Annotated in this window: 15 protein-coding genes; 5 read left to right on the forward strand and 10 right to left on the reverse strand. The window is 65.3% G+C overall.

Features of this window, described 5'->3' with window-relative positions; all coding sequences use genetic code 11:
* The first annotated feature begins 2 nt into the window (after positions 1-2).
* Positions 3-497: a chemotaxis protein CheW gene (locus tag AABA48_RS00725; RefSeq protein ID WP_286351675.1), complete on the forward strand. Its 495-nt coding sequence runs from the start codon at positions 3-5 to the stop codon at positions 495-497.
* 141 nt (positions 498-638) lie between these two features.
* Here the strand turns inward: AABA48_RS00725 and hpnH are convergent, their stop codons facing one another.
* The 4 genes from hpnH to shc all read right to left on the reverse strand — a co-directional run bounded on the left by hpnH (position 639) and on the right by shc (position 6,785).
* Complete coding sequence (gene hpnH, locus AABA48_RS00730; protein WP_286351676.1) at positions 639-1,637, reverse strand: adenosyl-hopene transferase HpnH; 999 nt, start codon at positions 1,635-1,637, stop codon at positions 639-641.
* Positions 1,638-1,720: 83 nt separating this feature from the next.
* Positions 1,721-3,634, reverse strand: a complete 1,914-nt coding sequence (gene dxs / locus AABA48_RS00735; RefSeq protein ID WP_286351677.1) for a 1-deoxy-D-xylulose-5-phosphate synthase — start codon at positions 3,632-3,634, stop codon at positions 1,721-1,723.
* Between the two features lie 51 nt (positions 3,635-3,685).
* Positions 3,686-4,672, reverse strand: a complete 987-nt coding sequence (gene hpnA, locus AABA48_RS00740) for a hopanoid-associated sugar epimerase (RefSeq protein WP_286351678.1) — start codon at positions 4,670-4,672, stop codon at positions 3,686-3,688.
* Positions 4,673-4,745: 73 nt separating this feature from the next.
* Positions 4,746-6,785, reverse strand: coding sequence for a squalene--hopene cyclase (shc, locus tag AABA48_RS00745; RefSeq protein ID WP_286351679.1), 2,040 nt, complete (start codon positions 6,783-6,785; stop codon positions 4,746-4,748).
* A gap of 228 nt (positions 6,786-7,013) precedes the next feature.
* Here shc and AABA48_RS00750 point away from each other — a divergent pair, with 228 nt between their 5' ends.
* Positions 7,014-9,713: an MMPL family transporter gene (locus AABA48_RS00750; RefSeq protein WP_286351680.1), complete on the forward strand. Its 2,700-nt coding sequence runs from the start codon at positions 7,014-7,016 to the stop codon at positions 9,711-9,713.
* Entirely contained in the window at positions 9,706-10,275 is a 570-nt protein-coding gene (locus AABA48_RS00755) for a class I SAM-dependent methyltransferase (protein WP_338270779.1), read from the forward strand. Before AABA48_RS00750 ends, AABA48_RS00755 begins: the two co-directional genes overlap by 8 nt.
* A gap of 12 nt (positions 10,276-10,287) precedes the next feature.
* Here the strand turns inward: AABA48_RS00755 and AABA48_RS00760 are convergent, their stop codons facing one another.
* From AABA48_RS00760 to AABA48_RS00770, 3 genes are read right to left on the reverse strand one after another with little or no spacing between them, the layout of a single operon-like run.
* Positions 10,288-10,653, reverse strand: coding sequence for a translation initiation factor Sui1 (locus AABA48_RS00760; RefSeq protein WP_338270780.1), 366 nt, complete (start codon positions 10,651-10,653; stop codon positions 10,288-10,290).
* On the reverse strand, positions 10,650-10,883 hold the full coding sequence (locus AABA48_RS00765) for a hypothetical protein (RefSeq protein WP_338270781.1): 234 nt from the start codon (positions 10,881-10,883) through the stop codon (positions 10,650-10,652). The genes AABA48_RS00760 and AABA48_RS00765 overlap by 4 nt, the downstream gene beginning before the upstream one ends.
* A gap of 35 nt (positions 10,884-10,918) precedes the next feature.
* Entirely contained in the window at positions 10,919-11,833 is a 915-nt protein-coding gene (locus AABA48_RS00770) for a sugar kinase (RefSeq protein WP_338270782.1), read from the reverse strand.
* A gap of 144 nt (positions 11,834-11,977) precedes the next feature.
* Between AABA48_RS00770 and AABA48_RS00775 the strand changes: the two genes are divergently transcribed.
* On the forward strand, positions 11,978-13,786 hold the full coding sequence (locus tag AABA48_RS00775; protein WP_010941354.1) for a PAS domain-containing sensor histidine kinase: 1,809 nt from the start codon (positions 11,978-11,980) through the stop codon (positions 13,784-13,786).
* Here the strand turns inward: AABA48_RS00775 and AABA48_RS00780 are convergent.
* The gene (locus AABA48_RS00780; RefSeq protein ID WP_010941355.1) at positions 13,773-14,417 is read right to left on the reverse strand and encodes an HAD family hydrolase; all 645 of its coding nucleotides are present in this window, start codon (positions 14,415-14,417) and stop codon (positions 13,773-13,775) included. The two genes, AABA48_RS00775 and AABA48_RS00780, sit on opposite strands and share 14 nt — an antisense overlap.
* Positions 14,414-15,133, reverse strand: coding sequence for a hypothetical protein (locus AABA48_RS00785; RefSeq protein WP_324312867.1), 720 nt, complete (start codon positions 15,131-15,133; stop codon positions 14,414-14,416). Before AABA48_RS00785 ends, AABA48_RS00780 begins: the two co-directional genes overlap by 4 nt.
* 130 nt (positions 15,134-15,263) lie before the next feature.
* Between AABA48_RS00785 and AABA48_RS00790 the strand changes: the two genes are divergently transcribed.
* Positions 15,264-16,022 (forward strand): glucose 1-dehydrogenase, encoded by a 759-nt coding sequence (locus AABA48_RS00790; RefSeq protein ID WP_324312865.1) that lies wholly within the window; start codon positions 15,264-15,266, stop codon positions 16,020-16,022.
* A 3-nt stretch (positions 16,023-16,025) separates the two neighbouring features.
* On the opposite strand, the gene hpnI is transcribed toward AABA48_RS00790, so the two are convergent.
* Positions 16,026-17,168 carry a bacteriohopanetetrol glucosamine biosynthesis glycosyltransferase HpnI gene (gene hpnI, locus AABA48_RS00795; protein WP_286351682.1) on the reverse strand — a complete coding sequence of 381 codons (1,143 nt, stop codon included), beginning with the start codon at positions 17,166-17,168 and terminating at the stop codon, positions 16,026-16,028.
* Positions 17,169-17,296: the final 128 nt, after the last annotated feature.

A 17,296-nucleotide genomic window follows, 5' to 3' on the forward strand; every position in this document is an offset into this window, starting at 1 on the left:
CGATGGCGAACGCAGAAACAACGGAAACACGACAGTACCTGACCTTCACCCTTGCCGGGGAAGTATTTGCGGTGGACGTGGCCAAGGTACGTGAGATATTGGAATGGAGCAGCATCACCAAGGTCCCGCAGACGCCCGAATTCATGCGCGGGGTGATCAACCTGCGGGGGAGCGTGGTCCCGGTGATCGACTTGCGGCAGAAGTTCGGGATGCCTGAAACGGAGCGCAGCATCAACACGTGCATCATCGTGGTTGAGGTGGAGGCGGGGGCGGAAACGCTGGTGCTGGGAATGCTCGCGGACTCGGTGCAGGAGGTGTTCGAGCTGGAGAGTGGAAACATCGAGCCTGCGCCCCGGATCGGGACAAAGTTGGACACCTCGTTCCTGAAGGGAATGGGGAAGCATGGCGATGCATTTCTGATAATCCTGGACATCGACCGGGTATTCGGCGGCGATGATCTGGCCGGACTGGCCGCGGCAGGGGAGGCGGCTGCCTGAAAGACATTGGGAAGCCACGGCTGCCGAGCAGGCTGTGTTGATGGGCAACGTCAAAGCCGGCACCGTTTCGAACGGTGCCGGCTTTGACGTTGGTGTGGCAATGATCTTTGGGAATCTTTATCGGTCTTTGTCCGCCTGGATTCACGTCATGTTCCAGATCGCCATTTCCAGAATATCCTTCCAGCTCTTGCCGATCTCCGAGACCACCGTCGGCTCGAAGCCGCAGTGCATCATGCACTGGGCGCAGCGGGGATCCTTACCCACGCCGTAGCGGTCCCATTCGGTCTTTTCCATCATCTCCCGGAAGGTGGGGTGATGGGTGTCGGTGATAAGGTAGCAGGGTGCCTTCCACCCCAGTGGGTTGCGCGTGGGATTGCCCCAGGGGGTGCACTCAAGCTGTTTCTCTCCCTTGAGGAAGCGCAGGTACATTGGGGTCGACCAGAAGCGGAACCGCTTGCTCATCCGGTAGACTTCTTCGAATTTCTTCTGGATCTCGCGCCGCTGGAGGAAGAGGTCTTCGCCCACGGCCTCGTAGTCGAAGCCCGGCGCCACGAGGATGCCGTCCACCCCCAGGTCGGTCAGGAGCGAGAAGAGCATCTCGATCTCCACAAGGTCCGTGTCCTTGAAGATGGTGGTGTTGGTGCAGACCCGAAATCCCTTTGCCTTTGCCTTTCGAATCCCTTCGATGGCTACCTTGAAGGTCCCCGTGCGTTCCAGGATCCGGTCATGAGTCTCTTCCAGGCCGTCCATGTGGACGTTCAGGTAGAAGTTGGGGTGGACCTTGATGTTTTCCAGGGCCTTTTCCAGCAGCAGGCCGTTGGTGCAGAGGTAGACGTGCTTGCCCCGGTCGAGCACTTCCGGGATCAGTTCGTAGATGTGGGTGTAGAGGAACGGTTCGCCGCCGGTGATGGTGACCACGGGGGCGGGGCATTCGTCCACGGAGCGGAGACATTCCTCCAGGCTCATCATCTGCTGGATGGTGTCGGCATACTCCCGGATGCGGCCGCAGCCGGAGCAGGCCAGGTTGCAGAGGTGGGTCGGCTCCAGCATGAGGACCAGCGGGAACTTCTCCACCTTGTTGAGCTTGTTGCTGATGATGTATCGGGTCAGGTCGTAGTTGAGTCGCCAGGGAAAGCGCATTGAACGGCAATTCCTTTCACATGTAAGTCTGTTTCGTCATGGTCGGGGCTGGCTGGAGGCCAGGGGCCTCGTTAACAGCCGGATCATTTGACCATCGAGAGAGCGGGCGCCGGGCCCCCCTTTGCCGCCAGGAACGCCTCGGTCGCAGCGGCAATGCCGGCAGCGTCGATGCCCAGGTCGGCCCGCAGTTGCTGCTGGGGACCCTGCTCCACGAACCGGTCGGGGATGCCGAGCCGCTTCACCCGCACGCCGGTCACCCCCTCGTCGGCGAGAAGTTCGAGTACTGCGCTGCCGAAGCCTCCCTGCAGGGCGTTTTCCTCGGCGGTAATGATGCAGCCGGTCCGGCGGGCCGCCCGGAGGATCAGCTCCCGGTCCAGGGGCTTGACGAAGCGGGCGTTGATCACCGTGGCCCGGATTCCTTTCTCCGCCAGGGTCCGTGCCGCTTCAAGGGCGGGCAGGACCGTGATGCCGATGGCGATGATGGCGACGTCGTCTCCTTCCGCCAGGGTTTCGCCTGTGCCGATGGGGATCTCCCGGAGCTCCTGGTCCAGGGGGATGCCGTAGCCGGCACCGCGGGGGTAGCGCAAGGCGATGGGGCCATCGTGGGAGACGGCGGTCTTGAGCATGTGGCGCAGTTCGTTCTCGTCTTTGGGCGCCATCAGGGTCATGCCGGGCAGGTGCCGCAGGTACGACAGGTCGAAGACCCCGTGGTGGGTGGGGCCGTCGTCGCCCACGACCCCCCCCCGGTCCAGGGCGAAGACGACCGGCAGGTTCTGGAGGCAGACGTCGTGGAACACCTGGTCGTAGGCCCGCTGGAGGAAGGTGGAGTAGATGGCCGTCACGGGGCGGAACCCCTCGGCCGCCAGCCCCGCCGCAAAGGTGACGGCGTGCTGCTCCGCGATACCCACGTCGAAGAAGCGCTCGGGGAACTCTTTCGCGAAGCCGGTAAGGCCGGTGCCGTCGGGCATGGCCGCGGTGATGGCGACGATCTTTCCGTTTTCCCGGGCCAGTTGCGCCAGGGTATCCCCGAAGATGCCGGTATAGGAGGCTGCCCCCGGCTTGCCGCCGGTGGTTTTGCCGGTGGCCACGTCAAAGGGGCCGACCCCGTGGAATGCGGACGGGTTCGTCTCCGCCGGCGCATACCCCTTGCCCTTGGTGGTCATGACGTGGACCACCACCGGGCCATCCAGCCCCCGGGCGTTCTCGAACACCTCCAGGAGTTGGGGCAGGTTGTGGCCCTGGATGGGGCCGATGTAGTCGAAGCCCAGGGCCTCGAAGAGCATTCCCGGGGTCAGGAACCCCTTGAGGGAGTTCTCGGCCCGGCGGGCGAACTGAAGGATGTCCTTGCCGATGGCCGGGATGTTCTGGAGCAGCCCCTGGACCTCCTTCTTCAACTCGCGGAAGTAGCTGCCCGTGAGCTTGCGGGAGACAAAGGAGGAAAAGGCCCCCACGTTGGGGGAGATGGACATCTCGTTGTCGTTGAGCACGACGATGAGGTTTTTCTTCAGGTGCCCCGCTTGGTTGAGGGCCTCGAAGGCGATGCCGCCGGTCATGGAGCCGTCGCCGATGACGGCGACCACCTTGTTGCTCCCCCCCCTCAACTCCCGGGCCATGGCCATGCCGAGCCCCGCCGAGATGGAAGTGGAGGAGTGCCCGGTGTCAAAAGCATCGTGGGACGATTCGCTCCGCTTGGGGAAGCCGCTGATGCCGCCGTACTGGCGCTGGGTGTGGAAGCGGTCGCGGCGGCCGGTGAGGATCTTGTGGGTGTAGGCCTGGTGTCCCACGTCCCAGACGAACCGGTCCGTTGGCGAGTCGAAACAGTAGTGGAGGGCAATGGAGAGTTCGACCACCCCCAGGTTCGAGGCCAGATGGCCACCGGTGCGGGATACGGTTTCCAGAAGAAACGCACGGATCTCCTCGGCCAGAGCCGGGAGTTGGTCCCGCGGGATCTTTTTCAGATCGGCGGGGCAGGTGATGGTGTTGAGCAGCGTGGACATGCGTTACCTCCCGGCCGACGGCAAAGGGAATCCTCAGCCTTCGGCCTCAGTTCACCGGGCATACCCGTTGGCGCGGAACCATTCTACGGCCCTGCGCAGGGCATCCACGGCGGGACGGCGTTGGAGCCCCAGCTCCCCCGTCGCCTTGGACGATTCGAAGAACATGAATTTCTTGGCCATCTGCACCCCTGCCAGCGGGATGAGCGGCTCTTTTCCCGTGAGCCTGGCCAGGGCCTCGTTCACGTAAGCGGCCATGAGGATCGGGGCGTGGGGGAGACGCACCCTGGGCGCCGGAATCCCCGTGAGCCTGGCCAGCAGGGCGAAGATCTCCCGCAGGGTCAGGTTCTCGTGCCCCAGGATGTACTTTTCGCCGACCCGGCCGTGCCGTGCCGCCAGCAGATGGCCCCGGGCACAGTCCTCCACATCGATTATATTGAGGCCGGTGTCCAGGTAGGCGGGCATCTTCCGGTTCAGGAAGTCGACAATGATCTTGCCCGTGGGGGTCGGTTTCACGTCGTGGGGGCCCACCGGCGTGGAGGGGTTCACGATCACCAGCGGGAGGCCCCGGGCGATGAACGCCTCCGCTTCCCGCTCGGCAAGGAACTTGCTCTTTTTATAGTGGCCGACCATGTCGGCGAAGGTGACCGGCGTCGTCTCGGTGCCGGGGGTGCCGTTGCCGGGATTGCCGAGGGTCCCCACGCTGCTGGTGTAGACCACCCTGGCGATGCCGCGCCGCAGGGCCGCCTCCAGGATGTTGCGGGTGCCGTCCACGTTGGCCGCATACATGGTCGCCGGTGTGCGGGTCCAGAGCCGGTAGTCGGCGGCGGCGTGGTAGAGGACCTCGCAGCCGGCAAGGCCGTGCTCCAGCGCCTGCCGGTCCCTGAGATCTCCTTCGCAGATCTCCACGTCGAGCCCTGCGAGGTTCCGGCGGTCGGATCCCGGGCGGGCAAGCACCCGCACGTGGCAGCCGTCCTTCAGCAACTCCCGGACGATGCTCGCCCCTATGAAACCGGTCGCGCCGGTGACGAAAACCTTCATAGTGCCTTCAAAACTGATGTAGGGGCGGTTGGTGAACCGCCCCTACGCGTAATCCACTTGCTTGTCGAGGCTGTCAGAGCCCTTTGCCCGCAAGCGTCCGGTAGCGCCCCAGCGCCATGAGCGGGAAGCAGTTCCGGTAGATGTGGTACTTGATCATGAAAAACTTCGGGAAGCCCGTGCCGGTGAAGGCGTCCTCGTCCCAGGTCCCGTCGGGCTTCTGGGTGTCGAGGAGATACTGGACGCCCCGCACCACGGACGAGCTTGCCACCTCGCCGGCGGCAAGGAGCGTGAGAAGGGCCCATCCGGTCTGGGACGCCGTGCTGGGGCCGGTGCCGGCCAACCGGGGGTCGATGTACGACTCGCAGCATTCGCCCCAGCCGCCGTCCTCGTTCTGGTGCGACATGAGCCATTCCACTGCCTTGCGGATCCAGGGCTGGCTCATGTCTTCGCCAAAGGCGGCAAGGCCGGACATGACCGACCAGGTTCCGTAGATGTAGTTGACCCCCCACCGTCCCCACCAGGGGCCCTCCGGTTCCTGGGTCTCGCGGATGAACTTCAGCGCCCTGACCCCTGCGGGGTGGTCCTTGGGGTAGCCGTAGGCCCCCATGAGCTCCAGCATGCGGCCGGTCAGATCCGCCGTGGGAGGGTCGATGAGGGCCTCCAGGTCGGCGAAGGGGATCTTGTTGAGGATGTGCTTGGTGTTGTCCTTGTCAAAGGCCCCCCAGCCGCCGTTCTTGCTCTGCATGCCCAGGCACCAGGCGATGCCGCGGGTGATGGTGTCCTCTTTGGCCCGCTGGTCCTTCACCTTCACATCCTTGATGGCCATCATGACGATGCCCGAGTCGTCCACGTCCGGGTACCAGTCGTTCATGAACTCGAAGGCCCAGCCGCCGGGCTCCAGGTCGGGACACTTGATCTTCCAGTCGCCCGGCCTGCGGACTTCACGGTCCAGAAGCCATTGGGCCGCCTTGGAGAGGGAGGGGTGATCGGTGGGAACTCCCGAGTCGACCATGGCCATGAGGCCCAGGGCCGTATCCCATACCGGCGAGACGCAGGACTGGAGAACCAGTTCGTCCTCACCCTCGATGCAGAAGTTGGCCAGGGCCTGCAGCCCCTTGGCCACGGCCGGATGGTCGTTGGCGTAGCCGAGCACGTGGAGCGCCAGCACCGAGTTGAGCATGGCGGGCTGGATGCCCCCCCAGTCGCCGGTGGGCTCCTGGTGCTCCAGCACCCACTTCTCGGCGATGGCCATGGCTTTCTTCCTGCCCGGCCGGATGGGGCTCGCCTCGTACACCTTCAGCACGTGGTCGATGCCGATGAAGATGTTCTTCCAGGTGAGGATACCGTCTTCCTTGGTGAAGGTATAGTCCGTGGGCCGCGGGGGGCGCACGTAGAGCTCCTGTACCCGGGCCCAGGGGGGCAGTTTGCGCACCGGCCGCTCCGCCATGACGATGGAGAGGGGGATGATCGTTGCCCGTGACCAGCTGGAAAACTCGTACATGTTGAAGGTGAAGCCGGTGGGGAGCAGCATCATCTCGATGGGCATGGAGGGGACCCCCAGCCAGGAGAATTCCCCGAACAGGGCAAGGAATATCTTGGTAAAGACCCGCGCCTTGAGGATGCCGCCGTGTTCCAGGATGAACGCCCGGGCCTTGCTCATGGCCGGATGGTCGGCCGGGTAGCCGGCGAGCTTCAGGGCAAAATAAGCCTCGATAGTGGTGGAAAGGTCGCCGGGACCGCCGTGCCAGATGGTCCAGTAGCCCGCCGTGGTCTGCTGGCGGAGAAGGTAATTGGCCATCTTCCGCTCTTTTTCGCGGTTAACCAGCCCCATGAAGTGGAACAGCATGATGTATTCGGCGGTTATGGTAGCGTTGGATTCCAGCTCGGCCCACCAGTAGCCGGCGGGGAGCTGCTCGCGGAAGAAGAATTCCTGGGTCCGCTCGATGGCGGAATCGAGGGGGCTCAATACCGTCGATTCCTTCTTTTTCCAAATGGTGGCGGGGAGGTGGTGGATTTTCCCCGACTTGCGTGCGGCACTATTGTCAGCTGTTTCCCGTGCCGCATCATTGAATGAAGTGAGTGCGTGCGAAATGGGATTTTTTGAGATTTTCATCCCGGCTCTGCTCCTTGGACAATGCATCTGAATATCGGCCCGCCAACCGTGGGCAGCCAACGGCAATCGGTGTTTAATATCACAGATTTAACAAAAAAGACACCGTTTTCAATGCTTACTGGTCTCCCCGCAACGGCTGCCGCCGCTCCAGAGCTGCGACACGAGACGATTGCACCCGTCGGGGGGCTATGGTATCGTGCCAAGGTTTTGACGTGTGGGGAGGAGTTCATGCAGCACACAAACGACAGAAAACGTTTTACAGGGCTTTTCGGCTTCGTCGCCCGCCATCCGCGCCTCGTTCTCGGGGTGTCGCTCTTGCTGGCGGCGCTCTCGGTGCTCTATACCTGGCAGGAGATGAGCTTCCTGACCGGCCGCGACGACCTGATGCCGAAAAATGCGCCGTTCCAGCAGGATTACCGGGCTAACCGGGCGGAATTCGGCGACCGCGAAGAGATCGTCGTGGTGGTCGAGAGCGGCGATCAGGCCAGGGCATCGGCCTTTGCCGAACGCCTGGCCGCAGACCTCTCAACCGATCGGACGCGCTTCCGCGATGTCTTCCACCCCAACGGTCTTCCCTTTTTCCGGGAGCACGGCCTGCTGCTCCTTCCCCTGGACGAGCTGCGGTCGCTCCGCGAAAACCTTACCCTGGCCGAGCCGGTGCTGAAGGACCTTGCCGCAGCGCCGTCGGTCCAAACCCTCTTCACCCATCTTACCACACGCATGGACGTTTACACGGCGGCGGCCGATTCTTCCGCCGGCCGCGACCGGGAACGGGCGGGACTCGTCTTCATGCTCGACAAGCTGGGCAGCGGCATTGCCTCCTTTGGCGGCGGCAAGGGCTCCTTTTCCCTTGAAGAGGTCTTCCTCGGAGGGGACTCGGCCCTGGCCCGGGCCCAGCGGATGCAGATCGTGACGGTCAGGCCGGTGCGCGACGCCGCCAGTTTTGTTCCGGCCGAGGAGGCGATCCGCGTGGTCCGCGCCCGGGTAGCCGAGCTCACGGCACGTCCCGAATTCGCAGGCGTGACCGTTGGGCTCACCGGCACGCCGGTTCTGGAGCACGAGGAGATGGCCACGAGCGAGCGGGACATCACCCTGGCAACGGGTCTCTCTCTGGCCCTGACCGTGGTCCTCCTGCTGGCGGCCTTCCGGGGGGTGTTGAACGTGGCGGCCGCCATGGTTTCCCTGGTGGTGGCCATCTGCGTCTCCTTCGGCGTGGCGACCCTGGTGGTCGGGCACCTGAACATCCTTTCCATGGTCTTTGCGATCATGCTGATCGGCATCGGCATCGAGTACGGCATCCAGGTGGTGCTCCGCTACCAGGAAGAGCTGGGGCTCGGCGCCGCTGAACTGGATGCCGTGAACACGGGGCTCGGCCGGAACATGCTCGCCATTGTCATGGCCGCCGCCACCACGGCCGCGGCGTTTTTCACCTTCACCTTCACCGATTTCCGGGGAATTGCGGAGCTGGGGATCATCGCCTCCCTCGGCATTGCGGTCTGCGTGGCCGTCACCTTCACCACCCTGCCCGCGGCCCTGGTCCTTCTCGTGCCGCTGCGCAAAACAAGGGAGGCCGAGCGGCAAGCCCGGGCCGCCGGCCTGCTGAGGCGCTCGCCCCGGTTCGCTCGGCTGGAGGCGTTCCTTTTCGGCCATCCGCGGATCGTCGTGGGGATCACGGTTCTGCTCTGCCTCGCTTCGCTCTATCCGCTGGCCGATACCCGCTTCGACTACAATCTCCTCAATCTGCAGGCCCGGGGGCTCGAGTCGGTGGAGTATGCCTACAAGCTGATGAGGAGCAGGGAGAACGCGGGCTACTTCGCCGAAGTGACCGCTGCGACGCCGGCCGAGGCCAGGGAGCTCACGGCCCGCCTGGAGCAGTTGCCGACGGTCGACCACGTGGTGAGCCTCCTTACGTTCGTCCCCGACGATCAGGATGCCAAGCTCCGGGAACTGGCCGCGCTGCGGGATGAACTGGCCGATGTGAAGCCGGTTCCCTATGAGGAGGATCTGCGGGTCATGGAACTCCCCACGGTGTTCGAGACGTTCCGCACATCCGTGGAGCGGTTCAAGGGACGGCTCGACGCGGAAAAGAGACCCGAGGCCGCCCGGGTGGGGGCCTTCCTCGCCACCCTTGACCGGTTCTTTGCCACCCTTGAGAAGGAAAAGGACCGCAATGCCCTCGGCATGCTCCGGGATTTCCAGGGGGGGATGCTCGCCTCGTTCCCGGAACAGATCCAGCAGCTCACGGCAAGCCTCGCCGCCCGGCCGGTAACCGAGGCGGACGTGCCTCTGCAACTCAGGGAACGCTTCGTGGGGAAAAACGGCACCTATCTGCTCCAGGTGGCGCCCCGGCAGGAGATTTTCGAGCGCGAGCCCCTGAAGCGGTTCCTGGACCAGGTGCGCAGCGTGGCGCCCCGGGCCAACGGCGAGCCGGTCATGGTCTACGAATCCATGACCATCATGCGCGACGCCTACCTGCGGGCGTTCGTCTATGCCTTCGGCGCAATCGTACTGATCCTGTTCATTACCTTCCGCAGTCTGGTCTATACCCTGGTGGGGCTCGTGCCGCTGGTGGTGGGGATGCTCCTCATGGTGGGGGGGATGTGGCTGGCCGGCATTCCCTTCAACTCTGCCAACATCATCGTGCTGCCGCTCATCCTCGGCATTGCCGTGGATTCGGGGATCTACATCATCAACCGCTTCCGCCGGGAAGAGGGGGACGCTGCCTCGGTCATCATGAGCAGCACCGGCCTGGGCGTCATCTACAACACCCTCACCATCATGGCGAGCTTCGGCGCGCTCATGGTGGCCCGCCACCAGGGGGTCTTCAGCATCGGGGCGGTCATGAGCCTGGGCATGGTGGCCTGCCAGGCCGCGTTCATCCTGGTGTTGCCGGCGGTGCTGACCCTGGTGGGGAAGCGTAGTGGCTAGGGGGCTCAGCGGCGCGGTCCCGCTGGCGCACTTCTTCCTGCGCGAGCGGGTGAAGCCGGGGGACCGGGTGGTCGACGCCACCTGCGGCAACGGCCACGATACCCTCTTTCTCGCGGAGCTGGTGGGGCCGGTGGGGCGGGTCTGGGCGTTGGATATCCAGGACGCGGCCCTGGCCGCCACGGCGCAGCGGCTGGAAGCGGCCGGATGCGGGGAGCGGGTGGAGCTGGTCAACGGCGGTCACGAGCGGCTGGCGGAACTGGTGCCCCGCCCGGTGACCGCCGTGGTGTTCAACCTGGGATTTCTGCCCGGCGCGGAGAACGGCACAATCACCACCCCGGCGACCACCGGGGCGGCCCTGGGCCAGGCGGCGGAGTTGCTCCTGCCCGGCGGCATCGTTACGGTGGCGGTCTATACCGGTCATCCCGGCGGGCCGGAAGAGGAGGCGGTCGTGGACGCCTGGGCCGCATCCCTGCCGCCGGCGTGCTTCAATGTCTGGCGCTGCCGCCAGGGCAACCGTTCGTCCGCCGCGCCCTATCTGGTGGTGGCTGAGCACCGCGCCTGAGCGGCCTTCCCTTTATCCTCCCGCCCGCTTGACGGTGAACCCTCGCCGCGTGAGCTCGGCTACCAGGAGGTCGGCATGATCGCCCTGGATCTCCACGACCCCCTCCTTCACCGTGCCGCCGGTGCCGCAGCGGCGCTTGAGCTCACCGGCAAGCTCCCTGACCCCCGCCTCGTCCAGGGGGACTCCCGTGATCACGGTTACTGTCTTGCCACCCCGCCCCTTTGTTTCGCGCCTGACCCGCACAATGCCGTCTCCGGCCGGTGCCGCGCCCTTTTTCCGGCAGGAGCAGGATGCAACCGGCTTGCCGCAGCCCGGACAGATCCGGCCATGCTCCGATGACCAGACAAGGGTGGCGCCGGACGAGCTTTTCCCTTTCATTGTTCCTTCCTCCCTGAAACACGCCGGCCCAGGTCCCGGCCAGCCTTGAAGCCCAGCAGCGCCAGGGGCCAGGCATGCCAGAACAGATCGAAGATGTCGATGGGACGCGCCAGGGTCCCGGCCGACAGCATCCGGATCTTCTCGACCAGGTGCGGCTCCGGCACGAACGGGGCCATGCCCAGGATCAGGGCGAGAGGGATCAGGACAGGGTACGTCATGAGGTGTTTCATGGATTGACCTCGTTCATGTGTTGTTATGTCCCTCTTCAGGCAGACGGCACGGAAATTCCCCGGTCAACGAGGAACCGGCTCACCTCGTCCAGCCGGGGCGCTCCCCGCTGGGCACCCAGGTGAAGGCATGAAAGGGCCGCGGCGGCCGAGGCGAAGACCACCGCCTCCCGCAACGGCCATCCCCTGAGGAGCCCGAACAGGTAGCCTCCGTGAAAGACATCGCCGGCACCCGTGGTGTCCAGGGCTGCAACGGGAAACGCCGGCACGTGGCAGGTCGTCCCGCCGTGCCGGGTGAGGCTTCCCCGGTCGCCCAGGGTGACGGTGGCCACCGGTGCGCCGAGGCCGTCGGCAAGCCGTGCGAAGTGCTCCTCAGACCCGTTCCAGCCCAGGTCGAGGAGGAACTGTTCCGCCGCCACCAGGTAATCGCAGAGTCCCGCCAGCTCCCGCATCCCCGGGCGCATCCGGCCCGCGTCCACCATAACCGGAATCCCCCGGCGCCGGGCCTCCCGGACCCCATGGAGGGACGCCTCTTCCATGAGCCCGTCCAGGTGGAGGAAGGCGCTGCCGGACCAGAACGGCTCCTCAAGTTCCGCAGGGGCCAGGTGGGCGCCGGTGGGGCGCTGCCAGACGATGGTCCGCCGCCCGCCGGTCCGTTCGACCATGATGAAGGCCCGCTGGGAGGCGGCTCCCGGCCGGGTGAGCAGATGGGTCACGTCAATTCCTTCCGCGTGGAGCGCATGGCGGATCAGCGCGCCCGCGGCATCGTCCCCCACCACACCGGCAAAGCGGCACTGCAGGCCGAGTCTCGCCACAGTCACCAGTGCCGTGGCCGCCGGCCCTCCTCCCTGCTCCACCCATTGTCCCGATTCTGCTTTGCTGTCGGGCGAGGGATACTCCTCCACCTCAGCCAGCGTGTCCCAGCAGCACTGTCCCAGTCCCGTCACAACCATCGTCACGTCTCCGTGTGCATCTGCTCGTAAAGGTTTATTAAAAAACCAGTAAACATTAAAATTGTTTACATTGTCGTCGCAATTCGGTTACATTTGCAAAATTATTCCATCCTGCCCTGATCAAATTCAAATCCGGAGCACTGAATGAATTCCGACCGCCTCGCCTTGATCCTGGAAACCGCCACCGACGGATTCTGGGATTGGGACCTGCGCGCTGACCGACTTTTCCTGAGTGAAGGCTACCGCACCCTGATCGGCTACTCATCCGACGAAACCTTTATTGACAGCGTCTTTATCGAGGCAATCGTCCATCCCGACGATCGGCCCGCGTGCGTGCCGGTCATCAGAGACCTCATGGATGGGAGCCGCATCTCGGCCACCCTTGAATACCGTATCCTGCGGGGTGACGGCGCCACCGTCTGGGTCCAGGCGCGGGGGACCGCCGTGGACCATGATGACGCCGGTCGCCCGGCCCGGATGGTGGGGACCATCTTCGATATAACCGCACGCAAGCGGAACGAGGAACAACTCGTCCTGATGGGGGCGGTGGTCGATGATGCCACCGATGAAATCTTCTGGGCGGACCGCCAGGGGCGCCTGGTGTATGTCAACCGGGCGGCCTGCGAGAACCTCGGTTATTCCCGCGAAGAGCTCCTCTCCATGACCGTCAGCGACGTGGATCCCCTGGTCCCCTCCGACCGCTGGCCCGTCATGTGGGAAACGGTGCGGCTCCAGGGTGGGTTCGTTATGGACTCGGTCCACCGGACCCGGGACGGCCGCGACATCCCCAAGGAGATTTCCGTCAGGTATGCGAGCATCGGTGGGCGGGAGATCGTCTACGGCTTTGCCCGTGATATCAGCGAGCGGAAACGGGTGGAAGAAGCCCTGCGCACCAGTGAGCACCGGCTGCGGCTCATGGTGGAGCATCTGCCTGCAGGCGCCGCCCACCGGGAGGGTGACCGGCTCCTGGTCAACCGGGCAGTGGAAGAGATAACCGGTTACCGGCGCCATGAACTGGACACCCTCGACAAGTGGTTTTCTACCATCTACGGCGAGCAGGCCGCAGAGGTCCGCGCCGTCTACGAGGCGGATCGCGCGGCGGGGATGCGCGTCCCCCGCATCATGCCCGTCAGGCGCAAGGACGGCACGATCCGCCACCTGGAGTTCTTCGGTTACCAGTACGAATCGGGCGAGGTCTGGCTCCTGCACGACGTCACCGACCGTCGGGCCGTCGAGGAGGAAATCCGGCGGCTGAATGCCGACCTGGAAGCGCGGGTCCGGGAGCGCACCGCCGACCTGGAGTCGTTCTGTCACTCGGTCTCCCATGACCTGCGGGCACCCCTGCGGCACATCGCCGGCTATGCACGGATGCTCCAGGAGGACTACCGGGACCGTCTCGATGACACCGGCCGCCACTGCCTGTCGCGCATCGGCCGGGCGGCGGTCAATATGGGTGAGCTGGTGGACGGGCTCCTGAGTCTGTCTCACATCTCACGGGAGGACATTGAGCGCCGTAATGTCAGCCTGAGCTCCATTGCGCGCTCGGTGGGCCGCGAATTGTCCGAACGGGAGCCGGATCGCAAGGTGGAACTCGAGGTTGCCGACGGGATCAACGGTTGCGGTGACCCGCGCCTGCTCAGGATACTGTTCGAAAACCTCCTGGGTAATGCCTGGAAGTTTACTGCACGTGTCGAGCGGCCCAAGGTCGAGTTCCGCATGGAGTCCCGCGATGGCAAAAATGTGTATGTCGTCCGCGACAACGGCGTTGGCTTCGATATGCGCTATGTTCACAAGCTCTTCGGTTCCTTCGAGCGGCTCCACGGCCCCGAGGAATTCTCCGGCCCAGGCATGGGGCTGGCCATTGTCCGCCGGATCGTGGAACGCCACGGCGGCACGGTCCGGGCCGAGAGCGAGATCGGACGGGGGGCCGCGTTCTCCTTCACTCTCGGCTGATTCCCCGTTCCACCAGTTCTGCCAGCTCTTCCAGGCTTGCCACCGCCAGATCGGTGAACTGGGGCCAGCGGAAGGCTCGGGTCCGGTCCACGTGCACCGTGAGCGCCCCTGCCGACCGGCCGCACTGGAGGTCGAAGAGGTAGTCCCCCACCATTACCGCAGACCGTCCGGTTGTCCCCCAGGATGCCGCCAGGCGGAGGATGCCGTCCGGCTCCGGCTTGGGGAGTGCGTCGTGACGCCCCAGAATGCTCCCGGCCGGGAAGTAGCTCCCCACGCCGATATGTTCCAGCACCCGCAGCGCCACCTGTCTCGTGTTGCGGGTCACGATCCCCATGCGTACTCCGCGCCGGTCCAGGGCCTGCACCAGGCGCCGGGCTCCGGCGGACGCCTCGGCCCGGCCCGCCAGTTCGATCTCGATTTCGTCCAGAAGTCCGTGTAGACGCCGCGACTCCCCTTCGGGGAGAGTATCCAGATGGCCGAGGATGTCGCACCCCGCCGGCACCCCCAGGGCGGCGCGTATGGCGGCGAAGTCGTGAACCGGCTCGGTCAGGGTTCCATCCATGTCGAAGATCCAGTAAGGGCGCGCCAGCAGGTCAGGCACGACCGGGTCCGGACGCCGTTCGTCCGTCATCGTTCGCCCCCCCGCTGTTGAACCCGGCCGAGAACAGCTTCCAGCAGTGCAGCACTCTGGGCGAGCTGCCCGTAGGCCTCCTCCGGGGTCATGTCCCGGTTTTCCCGCCGCATCCGCTCGGCCAGCCGGCTGGCGCCATTGGCGATTCGCGTGATCTCCCGGGCCAGGTCCGCTTCGAAACTCTCCCTGCCCAGGGCCACCGGCGCCATGAGCCGCAGGATACGCTCAACGTCACGGAGAACCGATTTCTCCACGATGCCGTCGTTTCGTTCGTGGCGCCTCCGGTTGAAGTCGTCGTAGGGGGTGTTGTGCAGGGGCATGGAGAGGTCCGCCAGGTAGTGGGCAGCGTAGGCCAGGTGGTATTCGGCGTACTTACCCTCTCGGCTGGAGCGTTCGTATCCCCGGAGCGCGGCGATGATGGCGCCGTAGAGATGGCCCTCTTCATCGGATGGATCGTTGTAGCGGGCAATCTGGCCGAGGACCGTCCCGACGGTCACCGCCTCGCCCCGGTTGTTGTTGCAGTAGTGGTTGCGCTGTTCGATGTTCCCCGCCTTCTGCTTGGCGATATCCGGTCCTGCCGCGTTGTACCACTTGTGGTAGCCGGCCGCCCGTGCAACCGCCAGGTGGGTTTCATCGTGCCAGCCATGGGCAGCGCCCGCTGCGGCGAGCAGATGCCCGGCAAGCGCCGCGGTGATGATGCGATGATAATGCCTCATGATTGTTCCTCCGGCGGCGTCCGGTTCGCCGCCCGGTCAATGGTAGCAGAAGATCGGGGAAAAACAGAGAACCAAAATGGAGTACAATTGTCTGGCAGCGCACTGCGAAAACCAGCGTGAGGGGGGTGTCATGCCGCTCAAGGGAAAGGTTGCCGTAGTTACCGGGGGAGCCCAGGGAATCGGCAAGGCGGTCGTGAAGAAGCTGATGGAAAAGGGATGCGCCGTGGTCATGGCCGACACGGACTGGGAGGCCGGGGAGGAAACGGCCGCCGGGTTCGCCGGACTCGGCCGGGTCCTGTTCGTTCCCGCCGACGTGGGCCGGGAGGACGATGTCCGCGTGCTCGTGGAGCGGGCGGCGTCGCATTTCGGCAGGCTGGACATCCTGGTCTGCAATGCCGGCGTCTTCCGGAGCGTTCCCCTGGAGCACTGTTCCCTGGACGAATGGCAGAGGCTAATCGGCACCAATCTGACCGGCGCCTTTCTCTGCGCGAAGCACGCTGCACCGTTCCTGGCGTGCCACGGCGGCAGCATCGTCACCATCGCCTCCACCCGGGCACTCATGTCCGAGCCCGACACCGAGGCCTACGCCGCGTCCAAGGGGGGGCTGGTGGCGCTCACCCATGCCCTGGCCGTTTCCCTCGGCCCCGGCGTGCGGGTGAACTGCATCTCTCCCGGCTGGATCGAGACCTGCGAGTGGCAGAAGGCGAGCCGTCGCCGGCCCGCGGCACACTCGGAGGAGGACCGGAGCCAGCACCCCGCCGGCCGGGTCGGCACGCCGGAGGATGTGGCATCCCTGGCGGCGTGGCTGGTCTCGCCCGAGGCGGGATTCGTCACCGGAGCCAATTTCGTGGTGGACGGGGGAATGACGCGGAAGATGGTGTACGTGTAACTCTCAGCCGATTTCCACGATCTTTCCTCCCGGCAGGAGCCGGAAGAGGTTGCCGCGCCAGCGGACCCGGTTGCCGGCGAAGGAGAGGGCCCAGGTGGCGAAGGCGAGGATGTCGCGCAGGGGGAGGAGCCAGAGCCAGCGGGGGAAGATGCCGTCGCGCAGGTACCGGCGGCTGAAGGTAACGGCCACCAGGGCGCGGGTCAGGTAGAGGAGGATCACCGCCCCCCATCCGGCGGCGGAACAGCCCGACACCAGAAGTGCCAGGCAGGCCAGGGGAACGGGCTGGGTGATGCCCGAGCCCAGGTAGCCGCCGGGGCGCGAGGCCCGCATGGTGCGGCACCAGCGGAGCTGGCGGGAGAGGACCGTGGCCAGGTCCTCCCGGTGCATGACGCTCTCCACGAAACAGTCCGACAGCTCCAGCCGCCAGCCGGACCGGTGGATCTTGTTGCCCAGCTGGTAGTCGTCGGCCAGGTACTGAACCAGGGCCGGGAATCCGCCGATGGACTCCAATGCCGCCCGCCGCACCGCCATGGAGGCGCCCAGGGCGAAGGAAAGCCCTTCGAGCCGCTGGGCGACCATGACGTTCGGCACCATCTCCACCGTGAACCCCATGGCCTCCAGGGCCGTGGCGGCGCCCCGCACGCCGGGGCTCCGGTAGAGGGAGGTGACGAGCCCCACTGCCGGGTCGGCGAAGGGCGCGGTCACCTCGCCCAGGTAGTCGGACGTGACACGGATGTCGCTGTCGCAGACGATGAGGATGTCGTGCCTGGCCCCCGGGAAGGCATTGATCAGGTTGGAGACCTTGTAGTTGGGGCCATGGATGGTGCCGTCCACCACCAGATCGATGTCACGGTCCGGAAACTCGGCCATGAGGCGCCGGATCACCGGAATAACCGGGTCGTCGGCCGAGGCGCAGGCAAAGAGCAGCTGCCACGGCCCGCCGTACTCCTGGCGGCAGAAGGAGGCGAAGTTCTCGAAGCTCTCCGCGTCCATCCCCTTGACCGGCTTGAGGATGGTTACCGGCGGGGTGTGCCCCGGCCGGGGCCGTTGCCGACCGAACCAGGCCCGGGCGCAGAAGAGCGCCAGGAGCCCGTAGGCCAGGGGCGGGAGAACGGCGAGGAGGGGAAGCAGGGTGTCGGGCGTCACGGGAACCTCTCTGCGGCGCGCCCCTAGTGTCCGGCGCGGCAGGGCTATTCTCTCCATTTGGGCCGATTATGCAACCCCTTTTTCCCCCAGGGAAGCGGTTCCGACGGCATGCGTTGCACGGCATGCCG

It is taken from the genome of Geobacter sp. 60473, assembly GCF_036323535.1.
GTDB classification, from domain to species: domain Bacteria; phylum Desulfobacterota; class Desulfuromonadia; order Geobacterales; family Geobacteraceae; genus Geobacter; species Geobacter sulfurreducens.

What these genes read in the sequence shown, in the direction of transcription:
- AABA48_RS00725 (WP_286351675.1), top strand. Translation starts at nt 3, where the DNA reads ATGGCGAACGCAGAAACAACGGAAACACGACAGTACCTGACCTTCACC.
- hpnH (WP_286351676.1), bottom strand. Translation starts at nt 1,637, where the DNA reads ATGCGCTTTCCCTGGCGACTCAACTACGACCTGACCCGATACATCATC.
- dxs (WP_286351677.1), bottom strand. Translation starts at nt 3,634, where the DNA reads ATGTCCACGCTGCTCAACACCATCACCTGCCCCGCCGATCTGAAAAAG.
- hpnA (WP_286351678.1), bottom strand. Translation starts at nt 4,672, where the DNA reads ATGAAGGTTTTCGTCACCGGCGCGACCGGTTTCATAGGGGCGAGCATC.
- shc (WP_286351679.1), bottom strand. Translation starts at nt 6,785, where the DNA reads ATGAAAATCTCAAAAAATCCCATTTCGCACGCACTCACTTCATTCAAT.
- AABA48_RS00750 (WP_286351680.1), top strand. Translation starts at nt 7,014, where the DNA reads ATGCAGCACACAAACGACAGAAAACGTTTTACAGGGCTTTTCGGCTTC.
- AABA48_RS00760 (WP_338270780.1), bottom strand. Translation starts at nt 10,653, where the DNA reads ATGAAAGGGAAAAGCTCGTCCGGCGCCACCCTTGTCTGGTCATCGGAG.
- AABA48_RS00765 (WP_338270781.1), bottom strand. Translation starts at nt 10,883, where the DNA reads ATGAAACACCTCATGACGTACCCTGTCCTGATCCCTCTCGCCCTGATC.
- AABA48_RS00770 (WP_338270782.1), bottom strand. Translation starts at nt 11,833, where the DNA reads ATGGTTGTGACGGGACTGGGACAGTGCTGCTGGGACACGCTGGCTGAG.
- AABA48_RS00775 (WP_010941354.1), top strand. Translation starts at nt 11,978, where the DNA reads ATGAATTCCGACCGCCTCGCCTTGATCCTGGAAACCGCCACCGACGGA.
- AABA48_RS00780 (WP_010941355.1), bottom strand. Translation starts at nt 14,417, where the DNA reads ATGACGGACGAACGGCGTCCGGACCCGGTCGTGCCTGACCTGCTGGCG.
- AABA48_RS00785 (WP_324312867.1), bottom strand. Translation starts at nt 15,133, where the DNA reads ATGAGGCATTATCATCGCATCATCACCGCGGCGCTTGCCGGGCATCTG.
- AABA48_RS00790 (WP_324312865.1), top strand. Translation starts at nt 15,264, where the DNA reads ATGCCGCTCAAGGGAAAGGTTGCCGTAGTTACCGGGGGAGCCCAGGGA.